Here is a 16,841-nt window from a genome sequence, read left to right as displayed (position 1 = left end):
ACAGGATGTGACCGTCAACATGCTCCCTGTCACGGAGGTCGCATCGTGCCGACCGAAACCAACACGCCCATCACCCCGCCCCACGACTGGATGCCGCCCGGTGGCGGCGTGCGCTGGACCCGGGTCGGTGACCTCGGTTGGCACACGCTGACCCTGACCACCTACCTCGGCAACCGCGTTCTCGCGCACCTCGGTGAAGCGAGCGGGGCGGTCATCCAAGAAGACATCGGCCGCCAGATGACCTGGTTGACCGAGCCGCACGCACCAGCTGTCCAACATCTACGCGACGACAGCAACGTCACGATCTCCGGTGACGACAGTTCGTATGTCTTCGTGCCCGGTATGACCCGTACCGATTTGGTGTGGTGGCGGGTCATGCCGACGTCCGAGCGGCTGCTCACCGACGCGAGCCGCCTCGCCGGCGCCATCGACACCGTGCGCAACAGCAACAGCCACAACCGGCCCGCCGAGACCGCAGGGACCGCCGGAGGTGCGGCATGACAGCACCGGGTACCACGTGGTTTCCCCCGCCCTGTGATGAGGTCATGATGCTGCCGGCGGGTCGTGAATGGGATGCCGTGCGCACCAGTACGGCCGTTGCCGAGTGGGCATTTGAGTTCCTGGACGACAGCCGGGAAAACTCCGCCGCGATCATGGACGCGGTCCGCGGTTGCGTGTACTGGCTCATGCCCAAGGGCGTGGCCACGCGCGCATCCCTCACCTCGTGGCAGCGGTTACGCCCGCACGTCACCCTCATCACCGGCGACCCCGCCGAGCACTATGTCGGCGTACCACCCAGCCACCGCCGATTCGGCGCCGGGTTGCACTGGCGCATTCCTCGCAACTGGTCGGGCCGCTACCTGGCCCACCCGTACCAACTCGCCGCGTTCCTCGCCCCCGCCGTCATCCACATCCACGGCCCCGAAGCCCTCACCCTCATCTGCCCCGTATGCGATCAGGAGGTTGACCGCGCGACGGCAGTGAAGATCACCGGTCGCCACCACCCCAACGACCCCGCCGTCTCCCAGCTCACCGTCCACCCGGCATGCGCCCGCACCAATCGAAAGGCCACCCGGTGACCCGCAGCACCTACCGCTTCGTAGACATGACCATCGGCCCCGACCCCCACGGCGCGCCGTACGCGGTCCGGGCCATCTGCACCACCTGCGGCGAGCAATCCCCCCAACCCGAACCCGACCAAGGCCCAACCGGCCAACACAGCCAGGCCCAACGCTGGTGCCGTACACACGCCGCCATCGACCACCCCGGCGGCCGGCACCTGCACTACACCGCCACCGTCACCTTCGGCTGGCTCATCACCCCCGCCGAGGACATCGGACTCGCCGCCGATGAACCCGCCCTGGGCCACCCGTAAACCGCCATCGGACCCCACCACCCGGCAAGGGGCCAACCACCCTGCCCATCGGCCCGCACCGATACGGGTCAGTGCCGCCATGACGAGGCGGTTGGGCAGGGTGCTGCGGCATCGAGCTGATGCGTGTCAACCGTGTCGCTCACAGGCTTCTTTCTGCTGCGTCGCGCAGGTGCGAACCGGTCACGAGCTACGCTAAGACCTGACGTTGACGTCAGAGGCAAGAAGCGTGAGGGAACACAGGGAGGCGCTGATCCCATGCGCATCGGTGAGTTGGCCGCCCGGACGGGCGTGACCGTACGGGCGCTGCGGTACTACGAGGAGCAGCAGTTGCTCACCTCGGTCCGTAGCAGCAGCGGGCAGCGGCACTATCCGGATATCGCGGTCGCCCGGGTTCAGCTGATTCAGCAGCTTTACGCCGCGGGGCTGTCGAGTAAGACCATTCTGGAGCTGTTGCCGTGCGTGGTGACCGGCGAGGTCACACCGGCGCTGCTCGACCGGCTGACGACAGAGCGGCACCGTATCGACCAGCAGATCGGCAGCCTGGTCAGCACCCGTGACCGGCTGGACGTCATCATCACCACGTCAAGCGCGGCCATGAGTAGGGGCGAGCATTGCACGGCGGAGGGCGCGGAGTTGGCCGCCCCCGTGGCCGCCCCCGTGGCCGCGACGGCCCCGGAGCGCGTCGGCGATGGAGTCGTGACGACGTGTGCCGGTAGCGGGGCGGCGGCAGCCCGGTAGCACTCCGGCAGCCGGGCGACTCGACGGGGACGGGGGCGCGGGGCCGTCCCCGCGTTGCTCACCCGTCAACTCCCAGCGCTACGTGTTGGGTTGGGCGTCCGCCGTCAACGAGCCGCCCAGGAACAGCGACTCCGAGCACTGGACCGGCCTGGGTGCCTTGACCGGTTTGCCCACCTCGCGGCAGCTCACGGAGATGCTGATCTTGCTGTTGGCGGGCACCTGGATGGGCGTGACGAAGTGGTAGTCCGAATCGCGGAAGTTCTCCAACGCGAGGTTGAGGAGTTGCCCGTCCTGGCTGGAAACGGTGAGCGTCCCGGCATCGCCTTGGGGGTTTTGCACCACGATATCGGTCAGGGCGAAGGTCTTGCCCTGCGGAACCGTGTACGCGTCCCTCGTGGTCGATGAGCCGCCCACCGCGTCGCGTACCTGGACGCGGGCGCTCTTGGGGGCCGCGGGGCCGCCCGGTTCGCCGGGCTTGGCGTTGCCGTTCCCCGCCGTGCTGCCGCCGGTACCTGCGGTGTCGCCTTGGGTGCCCGTGCTGTTGCCGCCGTTGGCGGCGCCCGTACCGTTCTGGCCACCGGTGCCCGTGCCCCCCGTGGCAGCGCTCGGCCCGCCGTTTTGGCCCGGTTGCGAGCCGTTGGATTGGTTGCCGTCCCCTTGCTTGTTCTTGTCCTCGTCGATGGCGGACTGGACCGCCTCCGGGGTGATCGCCTCCCGGGCGGCGGACCGCACGGTGGGCCGCAGCAGCGAGTACCACAGCCCGGCCAGCAGTCCCACCAGCAGCGCCGTGATGATCAGCGCTCGCGGCAGCCAGTGCGGCAGGATCGCCTGCTGCTCGTACGAGCCGTCCACCACCACCGGTTCGCGCCGCGTCCGGCCCCCGACACGCTCCTCGCCCAGGGGCGTCACCACCGCCTGGAACGGGTGCGTGATCGGGGTGCCGCGCCACAGCCGCCCCACCGGCCGCACGGTGAGCTTGGCGAACTTGGCCTGCCCTGGCGGAATGGTCAGCTCTGCCGGCTCGAAGACCCATCGGGCTCGCTCCGTGCCCTCCTGGACGGACAGACTCACCGCCAGGGGCGTATTGCCCAGATTGTCCACGGCCAGCTTGTGTCGGCCTCGCCAGGGGCTGTGTGAGGAGCGGGGTACGAGCTCGGCGGTGATCTCACTGAACGGCAGTACCGTGATGGACCGTTCGGGCACCACGGTGTGCCGGGCGTCGCTGGTCGGAATGACCCGCAGCCCGAGCGGTCGTTCCCCTGCGGCGATGTGCGCATCGCGAGGCGGGCGCAGCGTCAGAGTCGCAGTGCCCGATGCGCCGGGGTAGAGAGACAGCGCCGCTGGTTCTACTGTGACCCAGGTGGCGCACGGCCCGACCGCCTCGAACCGGAACTCTTCAACGGTGTCCCCCGAGTTGAGTACCTGTACAAGGAGATCGACCTCGCCACCGGGCTGAACGGCTACGGGCGACTCGTCCAAGCTGGCCGAAACACTCATGACCGGACCGTACGGCGTGCGTAAGACAGCAGGAGTGGCCGCGCAGGAACACTTTCGGGCAGATGCAGGTTCGCTCTGAGCCATCGACGGTTTCCCTGCCGGTGAACGCGATGTATAAGGGAAGAAAGCCCGAATCTGGCAACACCAGTGGCGGAGGATGTCCGTACATGTCAGGTTCATGACGTCTTCCGGACCTATTAGGGGAGCGGGAGACTGCCATGAACACGACTACCGCGGAACGCATCTTGGTGGACCTGCGGGCGCAAGACCCTGTCTCACAGGCGGGCGTGGCCAGCCAACTCCGTACGCGACCAGAGGTACGGATCATCGACCCGGACGGCGCCGAAGTCGCCCAGGTGGTCATCGTGGTCGTGGACCTCGTCGATGACGAGGTGGTCAGCCTGCTGCGTCAGCTCCAGCGCACCGGCACGGCGCGCGGTGTACTGGTGACCACCCATATCGACGAGCAGCAACTAGTCAGCGCCGCGGAGTGCGGATTCGTCGGCGTCATCCGGCGCACCGAGGCGACCCCCGAGCGCCTGGTGCAGGTCATCGCGGCCGTGGCGAAGGGAGAGGGGTACGTTCCGCCCGACCTGCTGGGCAACCTGCTCGCGCAGGTCGGCCGACTTCAGGGGGAGGTGCTGGGCCCGCGCGGGCTGAACTTCACCGGGCTCGCCGCCCGCGAGATCGAGGTGCTGCGCCTGGTCGCTGAGGGATACGACACCGCCGACATCGCGCTCAAGCTCGCCTACTCCGAACGCACGATCAAAAACGTGCTGCACGCGGTCATGACCCGGCTCAACCTGCGCAACCGCTCACATGCGGTGGCGTACGCGCTCAGACAAGGGCTGATCTGATCGGGCCTGCCGTCGCGACGTAACCCGGCAGGACCGCGGGACGCGAGCGGCGCGACTCGCGCGCAATGACCAACACACCTCGGCGGGCCCGACCTCTTCGACAGCCCTGGTCGGGCCCGCGCATCCGAGCCCCCAGGCACCTCAGCGCGCCGCCCGCCCCGCACTGCACCTTCGGGCACGCGCCGTACCCGAAGGGCTGCCTCACGCCACGGTGTGCGGGCCACCCGCCCGCGCGAGGCTGGAGCCAGCGCGCTGATCACGCCTGTTCGCACCGGTGGGCGCACGCAGGCTGGCTGTCGGCCGGGCGATCGGGCAGGGCGCGTATCTCGCGTGCGTCGTCAGCGTCATGAGCTGAGTGGGGTGTTCTGTGCGGGGGCGTGAGCGCTTGCAATCGCGTACCGGTCCGGGTACCAGGTGGCGCGCCAGGGCTTTGGCGAGCTGGCGGTGGCGGCCAGCCTGGCGGCCCGCCGCGCGACGCGTTGCCTCCGCGTACGCGAAAGGGCGCGCGAACGGCCCGCTGGCGAAGGGCTCGTCGGTGCACGGCTCACCGGACGGGTGGTCCGGCGTACTGCGCATCGCCGCGCTGACCCTGGCGCTGCTTCTCGCATTCAGCATCGTGCCGGGCGCCGCCGTGGACCGGAGCTCGCCAGGCCCGGAGGAAGGCGTCACCCCTGCCGTCGTGGAGGACGCGCTCGATCCGGGGGAGTCGGTCGAGGTGACCAAGGAGGTCCGTACGCCCGTGGTGCCGCCGCGACCGGACGTGGTGCTGCTGGTGGACTGCACGGGCAGCATGAAGGACACTCTCGACGGTCTTCGGTCGGGCCTCGTAGCGATCACCGACAAGGTGCGCGAGGTGCAGCCCAACTCGCGCTTCGCAGTGGCCAGTTACGGCGATGTGACCGACAAGGAACTGGCCTTCCGAGTGGATCAAGGGCTGACCTACGACCTGGCCACCGTCAAGACGGCCGTTGACGGCCTCACGGCCACCCGCGGCTACGACAGCCGGGGGCCCGCCGAGGACTGGATCAACGCGCTGTGGCAGGTCGCCCATGGGGCCGATGGGCAAACGCAGTTCCGCGATGGCGCCAGCCCGGTCGTGGTGCTCGTCGGTGACGCGTCCAGCCATGACCCCAGCCTGGGTCCGACCGGTCACTCGCTGGGTGAGGCGACCAACGCCCTGCTCGATGTGGGCGCGCGGGTGATCGGCGTCGATATCGCGACCAGCTCCGGTGACGGCCTCAATGGCAATGGCCACAACGGCGGCGACCCCGACAACAACCAGGACCCGCTTCACGAGCCGAACCAGGCCACCAAGGTGATCGAGGCCACCGAGGGCAAGCTCCTCCAGCAAGTCATCCCGGAACAGGTGGCCGAGGCAGTCGTGGACGGCCTGACCAACCTGCCCTCCACCGTGAGCCACCAGACCGCCGACTGCGATCCCTCGCTCACGGTGGAACTGGAGCCGGCAACCCAGCGCGTGACCAGCGGCGAGGTCGCCACCTTCCAGGAGACGATCCGCCTGGCGCCGGACGCTCGGCAGGGGGTCCGGGTGGAGTGCGGCGTCCAGTTCCTCCTGGACGGCAAGGTCCCCGATCCAGATCCGGATGCAGATCCAGATGCAGATCCAGATGCAGATGCAGATGCAGATCCAGATGCAGATGCAGATCCGGATTCCGCCCCCGACTCGGGCTCTGATCCGGGCCCTGTTGCTGGTGCGCCCGGTTTTCTCCCCGCACCCAACTACCGGCAACGCATCAGCATCGACGTCAACGACGTACAGGCGCCGGTGGTCGTCGTGGACGACCGGACCGCCGAGGCCATCGACGACCGCGGCGTGCAGATCACCTTCCCGGCCACCGCCGCGGACGAGGTGGATGGGCCGCTGCCCGTGACCTGCGACCCGCCATCCGGCTCGGTATTCCCCGTCGGCACGACCACGGTGACCTGCACCGCGACCGACTCGGCGGCCAACGAGGGCCGGGACACGGCTACCTTCACCGTGCTGCCCGCACCCGTACCGCCCGACCCACCGCAACCGCCCGATCCACCGCAACCCGCCCCCCCGAAGCCACCCGCCCCACCACCACCACCGCCGCCCGCCCCGCCCCTGCCGCCCAGCGCGGACGTCGCGGTGAGCGCCGCCGTCGCCCCCGCTCGCAGCTATCCGGGCCAGCGGATCGCGGCGAACTTCACCGTCACCAACGCCGGGCCCGACACCGCGCGCAACGTCGTACTGGACACCCAGTGGCCGCGTCCGAACGACGCGAGCAAGCGCACGGTTTCGCGGCAACCGATGTGCACACGGCGCGCCCCGTGCACCGTCCCGGCAGGGGGGCGCCTCGTGGTGCCCCAGTCGGCGACGTACCGTACGGCGCTCACCGGTGACGTACGGGTATCCGTACGCGGCTCGCTCGCCGACCCCGACCAGCGCGACAACACGGACACGATCCGCATCCGGGTACTCCAACCGAAGCTGACCATCACTCCGGAAGTCGGTACGCCGAACCAGGTCGCGCTCGTACGCGGCACGGACTTTCCACCCGGCGCCCTCGTATCGCTGTCCTGGAAGCCGGGCATCACGGCCGCGCGCTCCTCCGTACGCGTCGGCCGCGACGGCACCTTCGTGACTCAGATGCTCATCCTCCGCAAGGACCGACTCGGCCCACGCGAACTGCGCGCCGACGTCCGAGGGCTCGACCGACTGAAGAAACCGTTCCTGGTGGTTCAACGCAACTTGCAGCCACCGGACTTCGCGGGACGCAGTTGACGAAGGGACGGTTCGCAGATCGAGGGCAGCGCGCGGAACGAGTACGGGCCGGGTGGCCGCAGGCGGGAGGCTGAGGCGTGATTCACGAGGTCGATGAGGTGCTGCGGGCGCTGTTTCGCGTGGACGTCCTGGAGGGGGCCCAGATCGCCGTGGTCTTCGACGCGCCCACCCGAGAATGGGCGGCCAAGGTCAACGCCCCCACGGTCAACCTGTACCTGTACGACATCAGAGAGGACACGCGGTTACGGGAACGCGGGCTGCACAACGAGTACGACGACCGCGGCGTGGTCGTGGCCCGCCGCCGGCCGCCGCGCTACTTCAAGCTCTCGTACCTGATCACCGCATGGACCAAGCGCCCCGAGGACGAACACCGCCTGCTGTCCTCGCTGTTGATGTGCTTGCTGCGGTACGAGTCGCTGCCGCGGGAACGCCTCGCCGGCGGCCTGGCGGACATCGGAGTCGCCGTGCCGATGACGGTGGCGCTGCCGCCGCCGGAGGACCGTTCGTTCGCCGATGTGTGGAGCGCGCTCGGTGGCGAGCTGAAGCCCTCGCTGGACTTGGTGGTCAGCGTTCCGGTTACCGAGTCCCCGGTGTATCCGGTCGGCCCGCCGGTCACCGACGAGGGCTTGCGCATTGGCTTCTCGGACCACGATCCGCAGGACTCGGCGGAACGTGCCGGGCCGCGCGAGCGCACGCCGGGCGGTGCGGCCGTGCCCGTATACGGGCGGCAGCCCGGCCGTCCGGACCCGGCGGCGGACACGGGCCCCGACGCGGGGTCTGATGCGGGGCCTGACGCGGGGCCTGATTCGGGCTCGGGCTCGGGTTCGGGCTCGGGCCGTAAACGACGCCCCGGAATAGCGAGGCGGATCTCGGAAGAGCGGCACGGATGAGGGCTGAAGTCGAGCGACGTTGGCGGGAGTTGAGCCTGCGTCACCTGCTGGACCGGGCCGCCCTCATTGAGGAGCGAATACGCAGGGCGGTGGACGCGCGGCAGCGCACCGACCCGGACCCGGATGACGCGTTCCGCGGCCTCTACCTCAGCGACGACGCGATCCGCCGCCTGCTCGATGAGGGCCGCACGATCACGGGCCCGGACGCGACGGACGGCGACCAACTGGCGGCGGCGGAGGCGTGGGCGGACGCGGCTGACGCGACGGAGTGGCTGGGGGAGGAGGCGGCGCCGCTCGAAGCGCGGGTGAGGCCCGCGAAGACCGAGGAGGGGTCCGCGGCGACCCGTGACAACAAGGCACGGCACCCCACCCGCTTACGAGCCCTCACCCGCGAATTCCACCTCACCGCACTAGACGTGGAAATTCTCCTCATCGCGCTGATCCCGGACCTGGACGACCGCTACGAGCAGTTCTACGGCTACCTCAACGACGATGTGACCCGCCGCCGCCCGTCCACGGGTCTAACACTCGGCCTGTGCGGAGTCTCGGCGGCGGACGCGGACGCGCGCGGACGCCTGCACCCCGCCTCGCCACTGCGCGCTGGTGGCCTCCTCCTGGTCGAGGAGCCCGACCGCCCGTTCCTGGCGCGGGCGCTACGGGTGCCGGACCGGGTAACGGCGCACCTGCTGGGCCATGACGTCCCCGATCCGCGGGTGGCCGATGTGCTCGCGACATGGAACGAGGCCCCGGACGGCGGCCGTTGGCAGGACCTGCCCGGCGTGGGGGACCCGGCTCCGCTGGCGAGAGCCCTCGGCGGCGGAGCCGAACTGGCCTATCTACGGGAGGACCAGGGCGGCGCGGGCACGGCGCTGGCCACCTCGGCGCTGACCCGCGCGGGCCGGGCCGCCATCGGCGTGGACCTGGAGCGCCTGGCCGAAGACCCCAACCCGCTGGACGCCGTACGCACCCTGACGCGCGAGGCCCGTCTGACGGGCGCGGGCTTGGTCTGCGCGCCCATCGACACCCTGATCCGGGACAAGCCGGAGGTGATCCGCCTGGTGGCGGACACCGAACTGCCGGTGATCCTGGTGGGCCGGGCCCCCTGGGACGCGACCTGGTCGGCGCGCTCACCGCTCCTGCTGCACGCCCCGCGAGTCGAACCGCCCGCGCGGGCCGCCCTGTGGCAGCGCTCGTACGAGCCGCCCATCTCCCCCGACCTGGACGTCACCCGCATCCTGTCGCCCTTCCTCCTCACCCCTGACCAGATCGCGCGAGCGGCGCGGAGCGCGGCGCAGACGGCGTCGCTCAACGGCGGGAAGGTACGGGCCGACCACATCAGGGCCGGCGCCCGCGCCCAGAACGCGGCGGGCCTTGACCGCCTGGCCCGCCGCATCGAACCCACCGTGACCTGGGCCGACTTGGTCTTGCCGGCCGACCCGCTGGCCCAACTGCGCGAACTGACCGCACGCGCCCGACACCGCGACCGGGTCTTGGGCCAGTGGGGCATGCGACCGGGCGGCGGCCGAGGCCGCGGAGTGGCGGCCCTGTTCGCGGGCGACTCCGGCACCGGAAAGACGATGTCGGCGGAGGTCATCGCGGCCGACCTGGGCCTTGACCTCTACACGGTCGATCTGGCCACGGTCATCGACAAATACGTGGGCGAGACGGAAAAGAACCTGGAGAAAATCTTCTCCGAGGCGGCCGGCATCAACGGCGTCCTCCTCTTCGACGAGGCCGACGCGATCTTCGGCAAACGCTCGGAAGTCAAGGACGCCCACGACCGCTACGCCAACGTCGAAAGCGCCTACCTACTCCAACGCATGGAGTCCTTCGACGGCTTGGCCATCCTGGCCACGAACCTACGGGCCAACCTGGACGACGCCTTCACCCGTCGCCTGGACCTGGTGGTGGACTTTCCCCTACCGGACGCGACCCAACGCCGCGTCCTATGGGAACGCTGCCTGGGCCCGTTGCTGCCCCGCGCGAGCGACCTTGACCTGGACTTCTGCGCGGATGCTTTCGAGCTGGCGGGCGGCAACATCCGCTCGGTGGCGGTAACGGCGGCGTACCTGGCGGCGGAGTCGGGGGGCGCGGTGCGGATGGAAGACCTGATCCATGCGGTGCAGCGGGAATACCAGAAGCTGGGGCGGCTGACGTTGGCTTCGGAGTTCGGGGCTTATGTGGGGTTGTTGCGGGGGTGAGGTGGAGAGTCCGTTAGCGCCTTCGCAACCCGCGCTGCGCGTCGTACCCCTTGCAGGAAGCTGTTCAAGCGCGCACTTGACGCCCTAGAGGATGTCCCCGCAGGTGCTACCCCCCACGAGGCTGCTCAACCTGCTAATTCTTGGAGATAAGAGTCGATCACCTGTTGCCAGAACATTGCGTCGCCTGGGAAAGCTTCTGAGTCGGTTGCGCTTGTGAGGCCTATTATCTCATTCAGGAGGCGGGCGTAAGACTCTGGGTCATTGGGGACCTCCTCACTCAAAACCTCGCGCTCGATGACGAACATACATTCCACGAAACGTTCCAAAGAAGTATTGATTCGGCTGACTGGAGGTTCATAATCCGGCTTCACGAAAAAGACGCCGCCCGTGGTTCCATCGAGGCACACGTCGCCGCCCACGGCACTTGCTAGCCAAAGATAGTCGCCTGTTGACCGCGAAGCGACCGGTGAGCCACCGTAAGGATAGTGCTCGCTCAGGGTAACAAGCCCCTCGTGTGGAATCGATGATGAAACCACGAGCGCATTTCCCAGTTGGCCCGGTATCCCCAACTCGTACATCGTTGAGCGCGTATTTTCGTCGATTATTTGGTCTGCCGCTGCCGCCGCTGATATGCACAGCACATCACGATCTCCGAAAGTGCGCATGAGGTCCTCTTTGGTTATCAAGATGTCCTCTCATCGTTTGCTCGATGACGCCCCCGTCGGGCGAAAGAGATGAGTTCAAAGCTCAGCTGTGCCATTTTTCTTGAACCACTCATCGACTTCATCTATTCGCCTCCCTAGCGTGGTGTTACGCGCTTCCATTGCCGCGATGAAACGTTCCCGTGTCTTTAGCTCTGCTTCGGTGAAAGCTTCTCTTTCCTCTTCGGTCATGTCTTTCGCGTTCTTGATCCCCGCCTCTTCGGCATTTAGCACTTCGATGTCGATACCTCTCTTGCGGAGTATGGCAATTCCCGCATGACTAGGGGCTTTTCCCGCTCTTATTCTGAACCATTGTGATCGAACGTCTTCCTTTTCAGTAGTGGGGAGGTCATCGGGCTTCTTCTCCTTATTCGCCGTCTGCACCGTAGTCGTTTCCTTGGCTGGATGGCCCGAGAAGCGCTTCTTCATAGGGGGCGGGTTCGCCTTGGCCTTTGCACTCTTTTGTTGTGACTGCTCTTCATTCTGCACTCTTTTGCCTATGAGCGAGTCAAAAATTTGCGGATAGAATTGCTTGATCTCTCCGCTTACGTCCGTTCCACCATGATAAGCGGAACTGGCGAACACTTGGGCGCTTACCTGGCCTGACTGAGTGCGAAGATCGCTATCCACGAAATCCGCTATATAGTTCGCGCAATTAGCGCAAGGGCTTCGATTGACGTGATATTTAAGATGGATGCTCTCTAACGTCGGTGCTGATGTGTGCATTTTTGGAATGGTGCGACGTTTAAAAACAAGAGTGACGTGTTCCTCTGCGTGAGCTTCGTTCACTTGGTGCACGTCCTTGTAGGTTTCCTGTTTCTCGCCTGGAGTCCTGAATTTTCGAGAGTAGTGCCCGCGCCGTGATGCTTCTTCGGGAACTTTCCATGACAGCCAACCTCGTGCGTAAGTAGGCGGCGGCTCGCCCTTTCGTTCAGGTTTACTATCAGCTGCGATCTTTTTCATAGTTTCATCGCAGGTCTTTTGGGTAATGTCTTTCCAGATTCTCAGCTCTTCCTCCGTCCAGGGATCGGAAATAGGCTCGTGAATGGGACGCAGTAAATATAAGTGCTCGTTGTTGGTATGGCTGGGGCTGCCGTGTGTCTGAATCTTGTATGTGGCAGGGCCGTCTTGTATAATTCGGACACTGCTCACTCCTTTGCTTGCCCACTTTCGGTGGATTGTTTTTAGGGTATTAGGTACGCTCTCAATGGGGCGGCCAGAGGACAGTCGTCTTTGGGCTTCTTCTGCTGCTCTACGTAGAGCTCTTTCCTTCTCTTTTGGGGGAATGGGTTTTTTATCGCTCTCCCTTCTCTGTTGTTCATGCCCTTTAAGCCTCGTCTCTCTCTTGTCCGTCTGCGAGCTCTCGCGTGCTGGCCTCCCCTTCTTCTTGTCGCCCTGCAACCGCCCCCAAATCGCCCTCCCCCTCCGAGCAATCACCCCCACAATCCGATCAATAGCCCGCCCCACCGGCCGCCCCGCGGCCCGCAGCACGCTCTTCACCTTGTTGGCGAGCCCGCCAACGCCCACCAAAGCCGCCAGGAACCCGATCAACAGCGGAATGCTCGCCGCCAACGCAGCCTCGACCATCTTCGGGACGCCCGCGCTGCCCCCGCCCGCGATAGCGATCACCGCGTCCAGGACCGCATTCACGAACTCGACGATTTGCGCGCCCTGGTTCACGATGAAGGTGACGATGTCGATGATTGCCTTGACCGCGCGTACGAAGGCCGAAGCCGGCGTCAGCAGGGAAGCAATCCACGTAATGCCCGCGATGATGACCGTCGGCACCAGGTAGGACTTCAGGTCATCCAGGATCTTCGTTTTCAGGTCGCCCGTTTCGACCTGGATTTCGTCCACCGCACCGGCCGGGCCCTCGCGGGCCAGGGCGCCCGCTGCCGGGACTGACTGTTCGACCTTCTCCATCGCCTCTTCGGGGACGCCCTTGCCCACAATGCGGGCGCGGAGGTTGTCCCAGGTGAGGCCGAGCATGGAGGCGACCAGTTGGACGATGCCCTTCATGTCGAACTTCGCCGGGATCTCTATGCCGGCCTTGGTGGCGGTGCCAAGGAGCCAGCCGACCAGGCCCTTTTTCAGGTGGTCCGCGATGTTGGATGTGAAGAGGTTGAGGCCGGCGCTCACGGCCTTCACCAGGTTGCCCAGGAAGCCGATGGGGTCCTTGATGATTTTGCCGATGGCGGATGCTGCCTTGGCGAGGATGCCCATCAGGAGGTTCTTGAGCTCCATGATGGTCTTGATGGCACCGACGATGGCGTCCTTCGCCTTGGCGACCAGGCCCTTGTTGGCGTCCTGGAGTTTCTTGATCTCCTCGTCGATCTTCTGTAGCGCTTGCGTGTACTTCTGCGCGAGGGTCTGTACCAATTCGTCGGACTTCTCGTTGGCCTTGGTCTCCAGGTCCTCGAACTTGCCCTCGAAGTCCTTCGCTGCCTCCTCGCCGTACTTCTTGAGGTCCGCTGGCAGCTTCTCGACCTCGGCCTTGAGCTCAGAACGGCCCTGCTTGATACGGGCCTTGGCCTTGCCGAGTTCGGTGCCGATCGTGTCGGCGACGCTGGAGATGACGCCCTGCATGGTGGAGACGTAGAGCTTGCGGGACTCCTGGAAGATGTTCAGGCCCTCTTTCGGGAGGCCCTTGAACTTGTCCTTGATCCAGCGGCCCTTGCCCATCAAGCCTGAGTAGCGTTTGTCCTTGTACTTCTTCATCCGGCGCTTGTGGTCCGCGGTGAACGCGTCCCGCGCCGCCTTCTCGCCCTGTGTGAACTGGTCGTCCACCTTCTTGTCCAGGCCCTCAAGCGTGGACTCGACGTCTTTCTTCGCCGCGTCGAAGACCTTCTGGAGCTTGGCCGTTACCTCTTCGCGCTTCTTCTCGTCCTTCGACTTGGTCTCGCCCTTGCCGCCATCGACCTTCTGGCCCGCCTCGCTGCGAGTCGCCGTCAGCGAGGCCATTGCCGTGGTGCCCGCAGCCGCGGCCCCCGCCTTCGCGTCCGTGAGCTCCTGCTCCTCGGCCTGCCGGCCCTGCGGACCGGCCTTCTTCGCGTCCTGCTCGGCCTTCTTCTTCTCGCCCAACGCCTCGTCGAACTGCGGCTCGTTGCCCTTGGCCAGCTGCTCCTCGGTGACCTCGGCGTCCGCCATCGCCTTGTCGTTCTGCTGCGGTCCAGCGGAGAAGTCCGTGACCTCCGGCGGCTGTTTGGCCGGGACCGCGTCGTTCGCGCTCGGCGCTCCAGGATTCCCCGGCGGCTTGTCAGCCGTCATCGGGGTGACCTTCTTCTCCTTGGCCTTGGAGGTGTCGGGGGCGGCCTTCGTGGTGGTCTCGATGTCCTTGGCCGAGGTCTTCTTGCCGTCCGTGACCTTGCCGTCCACCTGCTCCTTGACCTGGTCGGCCTTGCCGGAGTCGGCGAACTTGTCGGCCTCGTTGAGGTTCTTCGGTGCCTGGGCGGCGATCGCGTTGTTCACCGCGTCGATGAACGCCTGCTTGTTGAATTCGCCCGGCTTGGCCGCATCCATCTTCTCGGCCTGCGCCGCTTTGCCCTGCGCCTCCTTGTCGTCCGGCGGCGCCACCGCCGCGTCCTGCGCCGAACGGGACTCCACCGTCGCCGGCTGGTGCTGCTTGACGGTCTGCTTCTTCATCCCGACGTCGGCCTTCACCCTGCGAAACCCCGGCGCCTGCGAAGGCGAGGGCTTTACCGGCGCCTTGTACCGCTGCGCCACCAGCCGGGAGACCGCGGCGTTCCCCGCCGCGCCTTGCAACCGTTGGACTGCGCGCCGGTCAAGACCCCGGCCGCTCGTTGCCCGGGCCGGGCCCGCCGCCGGGGCCGTAGCATGATCCGTATGCTCGGGGGAGCCGGGCCGCGCCGGTTGCCGCGCGTGGTCCTTCGGCGCGGAGGCGGCATCGGGCGCGGCCTTCACGACGTCACCGCATTACCGCCGGGGCGCTGTGCACGCCGCCCGGCCGTGGCATCCCGCATTCTTCGCCAGCGCCCCTGACATGAGGGTCAGGATGCGCCCCGATAATGATCGAAAGCGCGCAGCGGCAGGGAATAATCGGGTGCACTTTCCGGTGTCCGGCGAGAAGGTATCCATTGCCCATTCGGGCAGCCCGGCAGGCACGTCGGGGCGGCCCAAAGTCCTATCCCGTGATCCTTTGGGTGACGAGAATCGCCTTGATTTCCCCGGTCAAGGAGAGTGGTATGCCGTCGTACCTGTCCCCGGGCGTCTACGTCGAAGAGGTGGAGTCCGGATCGCGGCCCATCGAGGGAGTGGGGACTTCGGTCGCCGCCTTCGTGGGATTCGCGCAGAAGGGCCCCTTCAACGAGCCGACGCTGATCACGAACTGGACCCAGTTCGTCGGCGTATTCGGCGACTTCGTTGAGGGGACGTACCTGGCAACCTCCGTCTACGGGTACTTCGCCAACGGCGGCGGCATCTGCTACGTCGTGCGCATCGGCGGCCCGCGGGCCGAGCACGGAACAGGCGGTGGCGCCTCGCAAGTGGCCTCACCAGACACCCCGCCCGGCAGCGCACCAGGCACCTCGCGGGAGACGCCGCAGGAGATCGACGTAGCGCCACACGCCAGGCTCGGCCCCTATGTCGTACGGACCCTGCCAGGGGTGACCGGAGAGATCAGGGTCGAGGTCGCGGACCCGGAGGCCGAGGACCCGCCGCAAGACGTGTTCAAGCTGGTGGTCCGGCACGACGGGAAGGTCGCCGAAACCTATCTCGCGGTCACCACCAAGCGCAGCAAGGAAAACGCCGTCACCCAGGTCGGGGCGCAGTCGCGGTTGATCGCCCTTGAGGAGCAGGGGAAGGGCGCGGCGCCCCCGCGGCCCGAGGCGCAGTCGGTCACGCTCGCCGTGCCGCCCGGCGGAGGGGCGGGCGTGGCGCCCCAGGCGCTCACGGTCGAGTCGTACGTGGGCGACCCGGACCAGCGCACCGGGTTCGGCGGGCTTGAGGCGGTCGAGGAGATCACGATGATCGTGGCTCCCGACCTGATGAGCGCCTACGAGCGGCGCGTACTGGACCTGGAGACGGTGGTCTCGGTCCAGCAGGGGCTGATCGCGCACTGCGAGACGATGGGCGATCGGATCGCCATTCTCGACCCACCGCCCGGGCTGAGCCCGCAGCAGGTCAAAACCTGGCGTACGGACACGACGGGCTTCGATTCGAAGTACGCCACGCTGTATTACCCGTGGATCAAGGTCTTCGACCCGGCCGCGGGGCGTAACGCCTTTGTGCCGCCCAGCGGCCACATCGCCGGCGTGTGGGCCCGTAACGACGAGTCGCGCGGCGTGCACAAGGCCCCCGCCAACGAGGTGGTGCGCGGCGCTGTCGCACTCCAGACGCAGATCACCAAGGGCGAGCACGACCTGCTCAACCCCATCGGGCTCAACTGCATCCGGGCCTTCCCCGGGCGCGGTATCCGGGTGTGGGGCGCGCGGACCCTCGCCGCCGATCCGGCCTGGCGCTACCTCAACGTACGACGGCTCTTCAACTATCTGGAGGAGTCGATCCTCGCCGGCACCCAGTGGGTCGTCTTCGAGCCCAACGACGATGCTCTGTGGGCCCGCGTCCGGCGGACGATCTCGGCCTTCCTCGTCAACGAATGGCGCAAGGGGGCGCTCTTCGGGCTCACCCCGGACGAAGCCTTCTACGTCAAGTGCGACCGGGAGACCAACCCGCCGGAGAGCATCGACGCGGGACGGGTCATCTGCGAGGTGGGGGTGGCCCCGGTCAAGCCAGCGGAGTTCGTGGTCTTCCGGCTCGCCCAACTCTCCGGCGGCACGGGGGCAGTCGATGAGTGACC

12 protein-coding genes are annotated in these 16,841 nt (G+C 67.0%); 9 read left to right on the top strand and 3 right to left on the bottom strand.

The window, feature by feature from the left end; all coding sequences use genetic code 11:
• Positions 1 to 45 precede the first annotated feature (45 nt).
• From FHS42_RS17575 to FHS42_RS17560, 4 genes are all read left to right on the top strand, one after another.
• Positions 46 to 501: a hypothetical protein gene (locus FHS42_RS17575; RefSeq protein ID WP_184573170.1), complete on the top strand. Its 456-nt coding sequence runs from the start codon at positions 46 to 48 to the stop codon at positions 499 to 501.
• Positions 498 to 1,079, top strand: coding sequence for a hypothetical protein (locus FHS42_RS17570; protein WP_184573169.1), 582 nt, complete (start codon positions 498 to 500; stop codon positions 1,077 to 1,079). The genes FHS42_RS17575 and FHS42_RS17570 overlap by 4 nt, the downstream gene beginning before the upstream one ends.
• The gene (locus FHS42_RS17565) at positions 1,076 to 1,375 is read left to right on the top strand and encodes a DUF7848 domain-containing protein (RefSeq protein WP_184573168.1); all 300 of its coding nucleotides are present in this window, start codon (positions 1,076 to 1,078) and stop codon (positions 1,373 to 1,375) included. The genes FHS42_RS17570 and FHS42_RS17565 overlap by 4 nt, the downstream gene beginning before the upstream one ends.
• A 255-nt stretch (positions 1,376 to 1,630) precedes the next feature.
• Positions 1,631 to 2,113: a MerR family transcriptional regulator gene (locus FHS42_RS17560; RefSeq protein WP_184573167.1), complete on the top strand. Its 483-nt coding sequence runs from the start codon at positions 1,631 to 1,633 to the stop codon at positions 2,111 to 2,113.
• A gap of 78 nt (positions 2,114 to 2,191) precedes the next feature.
• On the opposite strand, the gene FHS42_RS17555 is transcribed toward FHS42_RS17560, so the two are convergent.
• Positions 2,192 to 3,610: a COG1470 family protein gene (locus FHS42_RS17555; RefSeq protein WP_184573166.1), complete on the bottom strand. Its 1,419-nt coding sequence runs from the start codon at positions 3,608 to 3,610 to the stop codon at positions 2,192 to 2,194.
• A gap of 218 nt (positions 3,611 to 3,828) precedes the next feature.
• Here FHS42_RS17555 and FHS42_RS17550 point away from each other — a divergent pair, with 218 nt between their 5' ends.
• The 4 genes from FHS42_RS17550 (at position 3,829) to FHS42_RS17535 (ending at position 10,325) form a co-directional block, all read left to right on the top strand.
• Positions 3,829 to 4,467, top strand: a complete 639-nt coding sequence (locus FHS42_RS17550; RefSeq protein ID WP_184573165.1) for a helix-turn-helix transcriptional regulator — start codon at positions 3,829 to 3,831, stop codon at positions 4,465 to 4,467.
• 535 nt (positions 4,468 to 5,002) lie between these two features.
• Positions 5,003 to 7,234 carry a vWA domain-containing protein gene (locus tag FHS42_RS17545; protein ID WP_312866924.1) on the top strand — a complete coding sequence of 744 codons (2,232 nt, stop codon included), beginning with the start codon at positions 5,003 to 5,005 and terminating at the stop codon, positions 7,232 to 7,234.
• 77 nt (positions 7,235 to 7,311) lie between these two features.
• A complete protein-coding gene (locus FHS42_RS17540) occupies positions 7,312 to 8,124 on the top strand; it encodes a Pvc16 family protein (RefSeq protein WP_184573164.1) in 813 nt (270 codons plus the stop codon).
• Positions 8,121 to 10,325, top strand: coding sequence for an ATP-binding protein (locus FHS42_RS17535; RefSeq protein WP_184573163.1), 2,205 nt, complete (start codon positions 8,121 to 8,123; stop codon positions 10,323 to 10,325). Before FHS42_RS17540 ends, FHS42_RS17535 begins: the two co-directional genes overlap by 4 nt.
• Positions 10,326 to 10,450: 125 nt before the next feature.
• Here FHS42_RS17535 and FHS42_RS17530 read toward each other — a convergent pair whose 3' ends face one another.
• Complete coding sequence (locus tag FHS42_RS17530; RefSeq protein ID WP_281392778.1) at positions 10,451 to 11,011, bottom strand: SUKH-4 family immunity protein; 561 nt, start codon at positions 11,009 to 11,011, stop codon at positions 10,451 to 10,453.
• A 54-nt stretch (positions 11,012 to 11,065) separates the two neighbouring features.
• Positions 11,066 to 14,947: a phage tail protein gene (locus tag FHS42_RS37215; protein ID WP_312866923.1), complete on the bottom strand. Its 3,882-nt coding sequence runs from the start codon at positions 14,945 to 14,947 to the stop codon at positions 11,066 to 11,068.
• A 281-nt stretch (positions 14,948 to 15,228) separates the two neighbouring features.
• Between FHS42_RS37215 and FHS42_RS17520 the strand changes: the two genes are divergently transcribed.
• A complete protein-coding gene (locus tag FHS42_RS17520) occupies positions 15,229 to 16,839 on the top strand; it encodes a phage tail sheath family protein (protein WP_184573161.1) in 1,611 nt (536 codons plus the stop codon).
• Positions 16,840 to 16,841: the final 2 nt, after the last annotated feature.

The sequence above is a fragment of the Streptomyces zagrosensis genome, from assembly GCF_014203645.1.
Classification (GTDB): Bacteria; Actinomycetota; Actinomycetes; order Streptomycetales; family Streptomycetaceae; genus Streptomyces; species Streptomyces zagrosensis.
The sequence above is the reverse complement of the archived record's forward strand: the minus strand, read 5'-3'. Positions and strand labels throughout refer to the sequence as shown.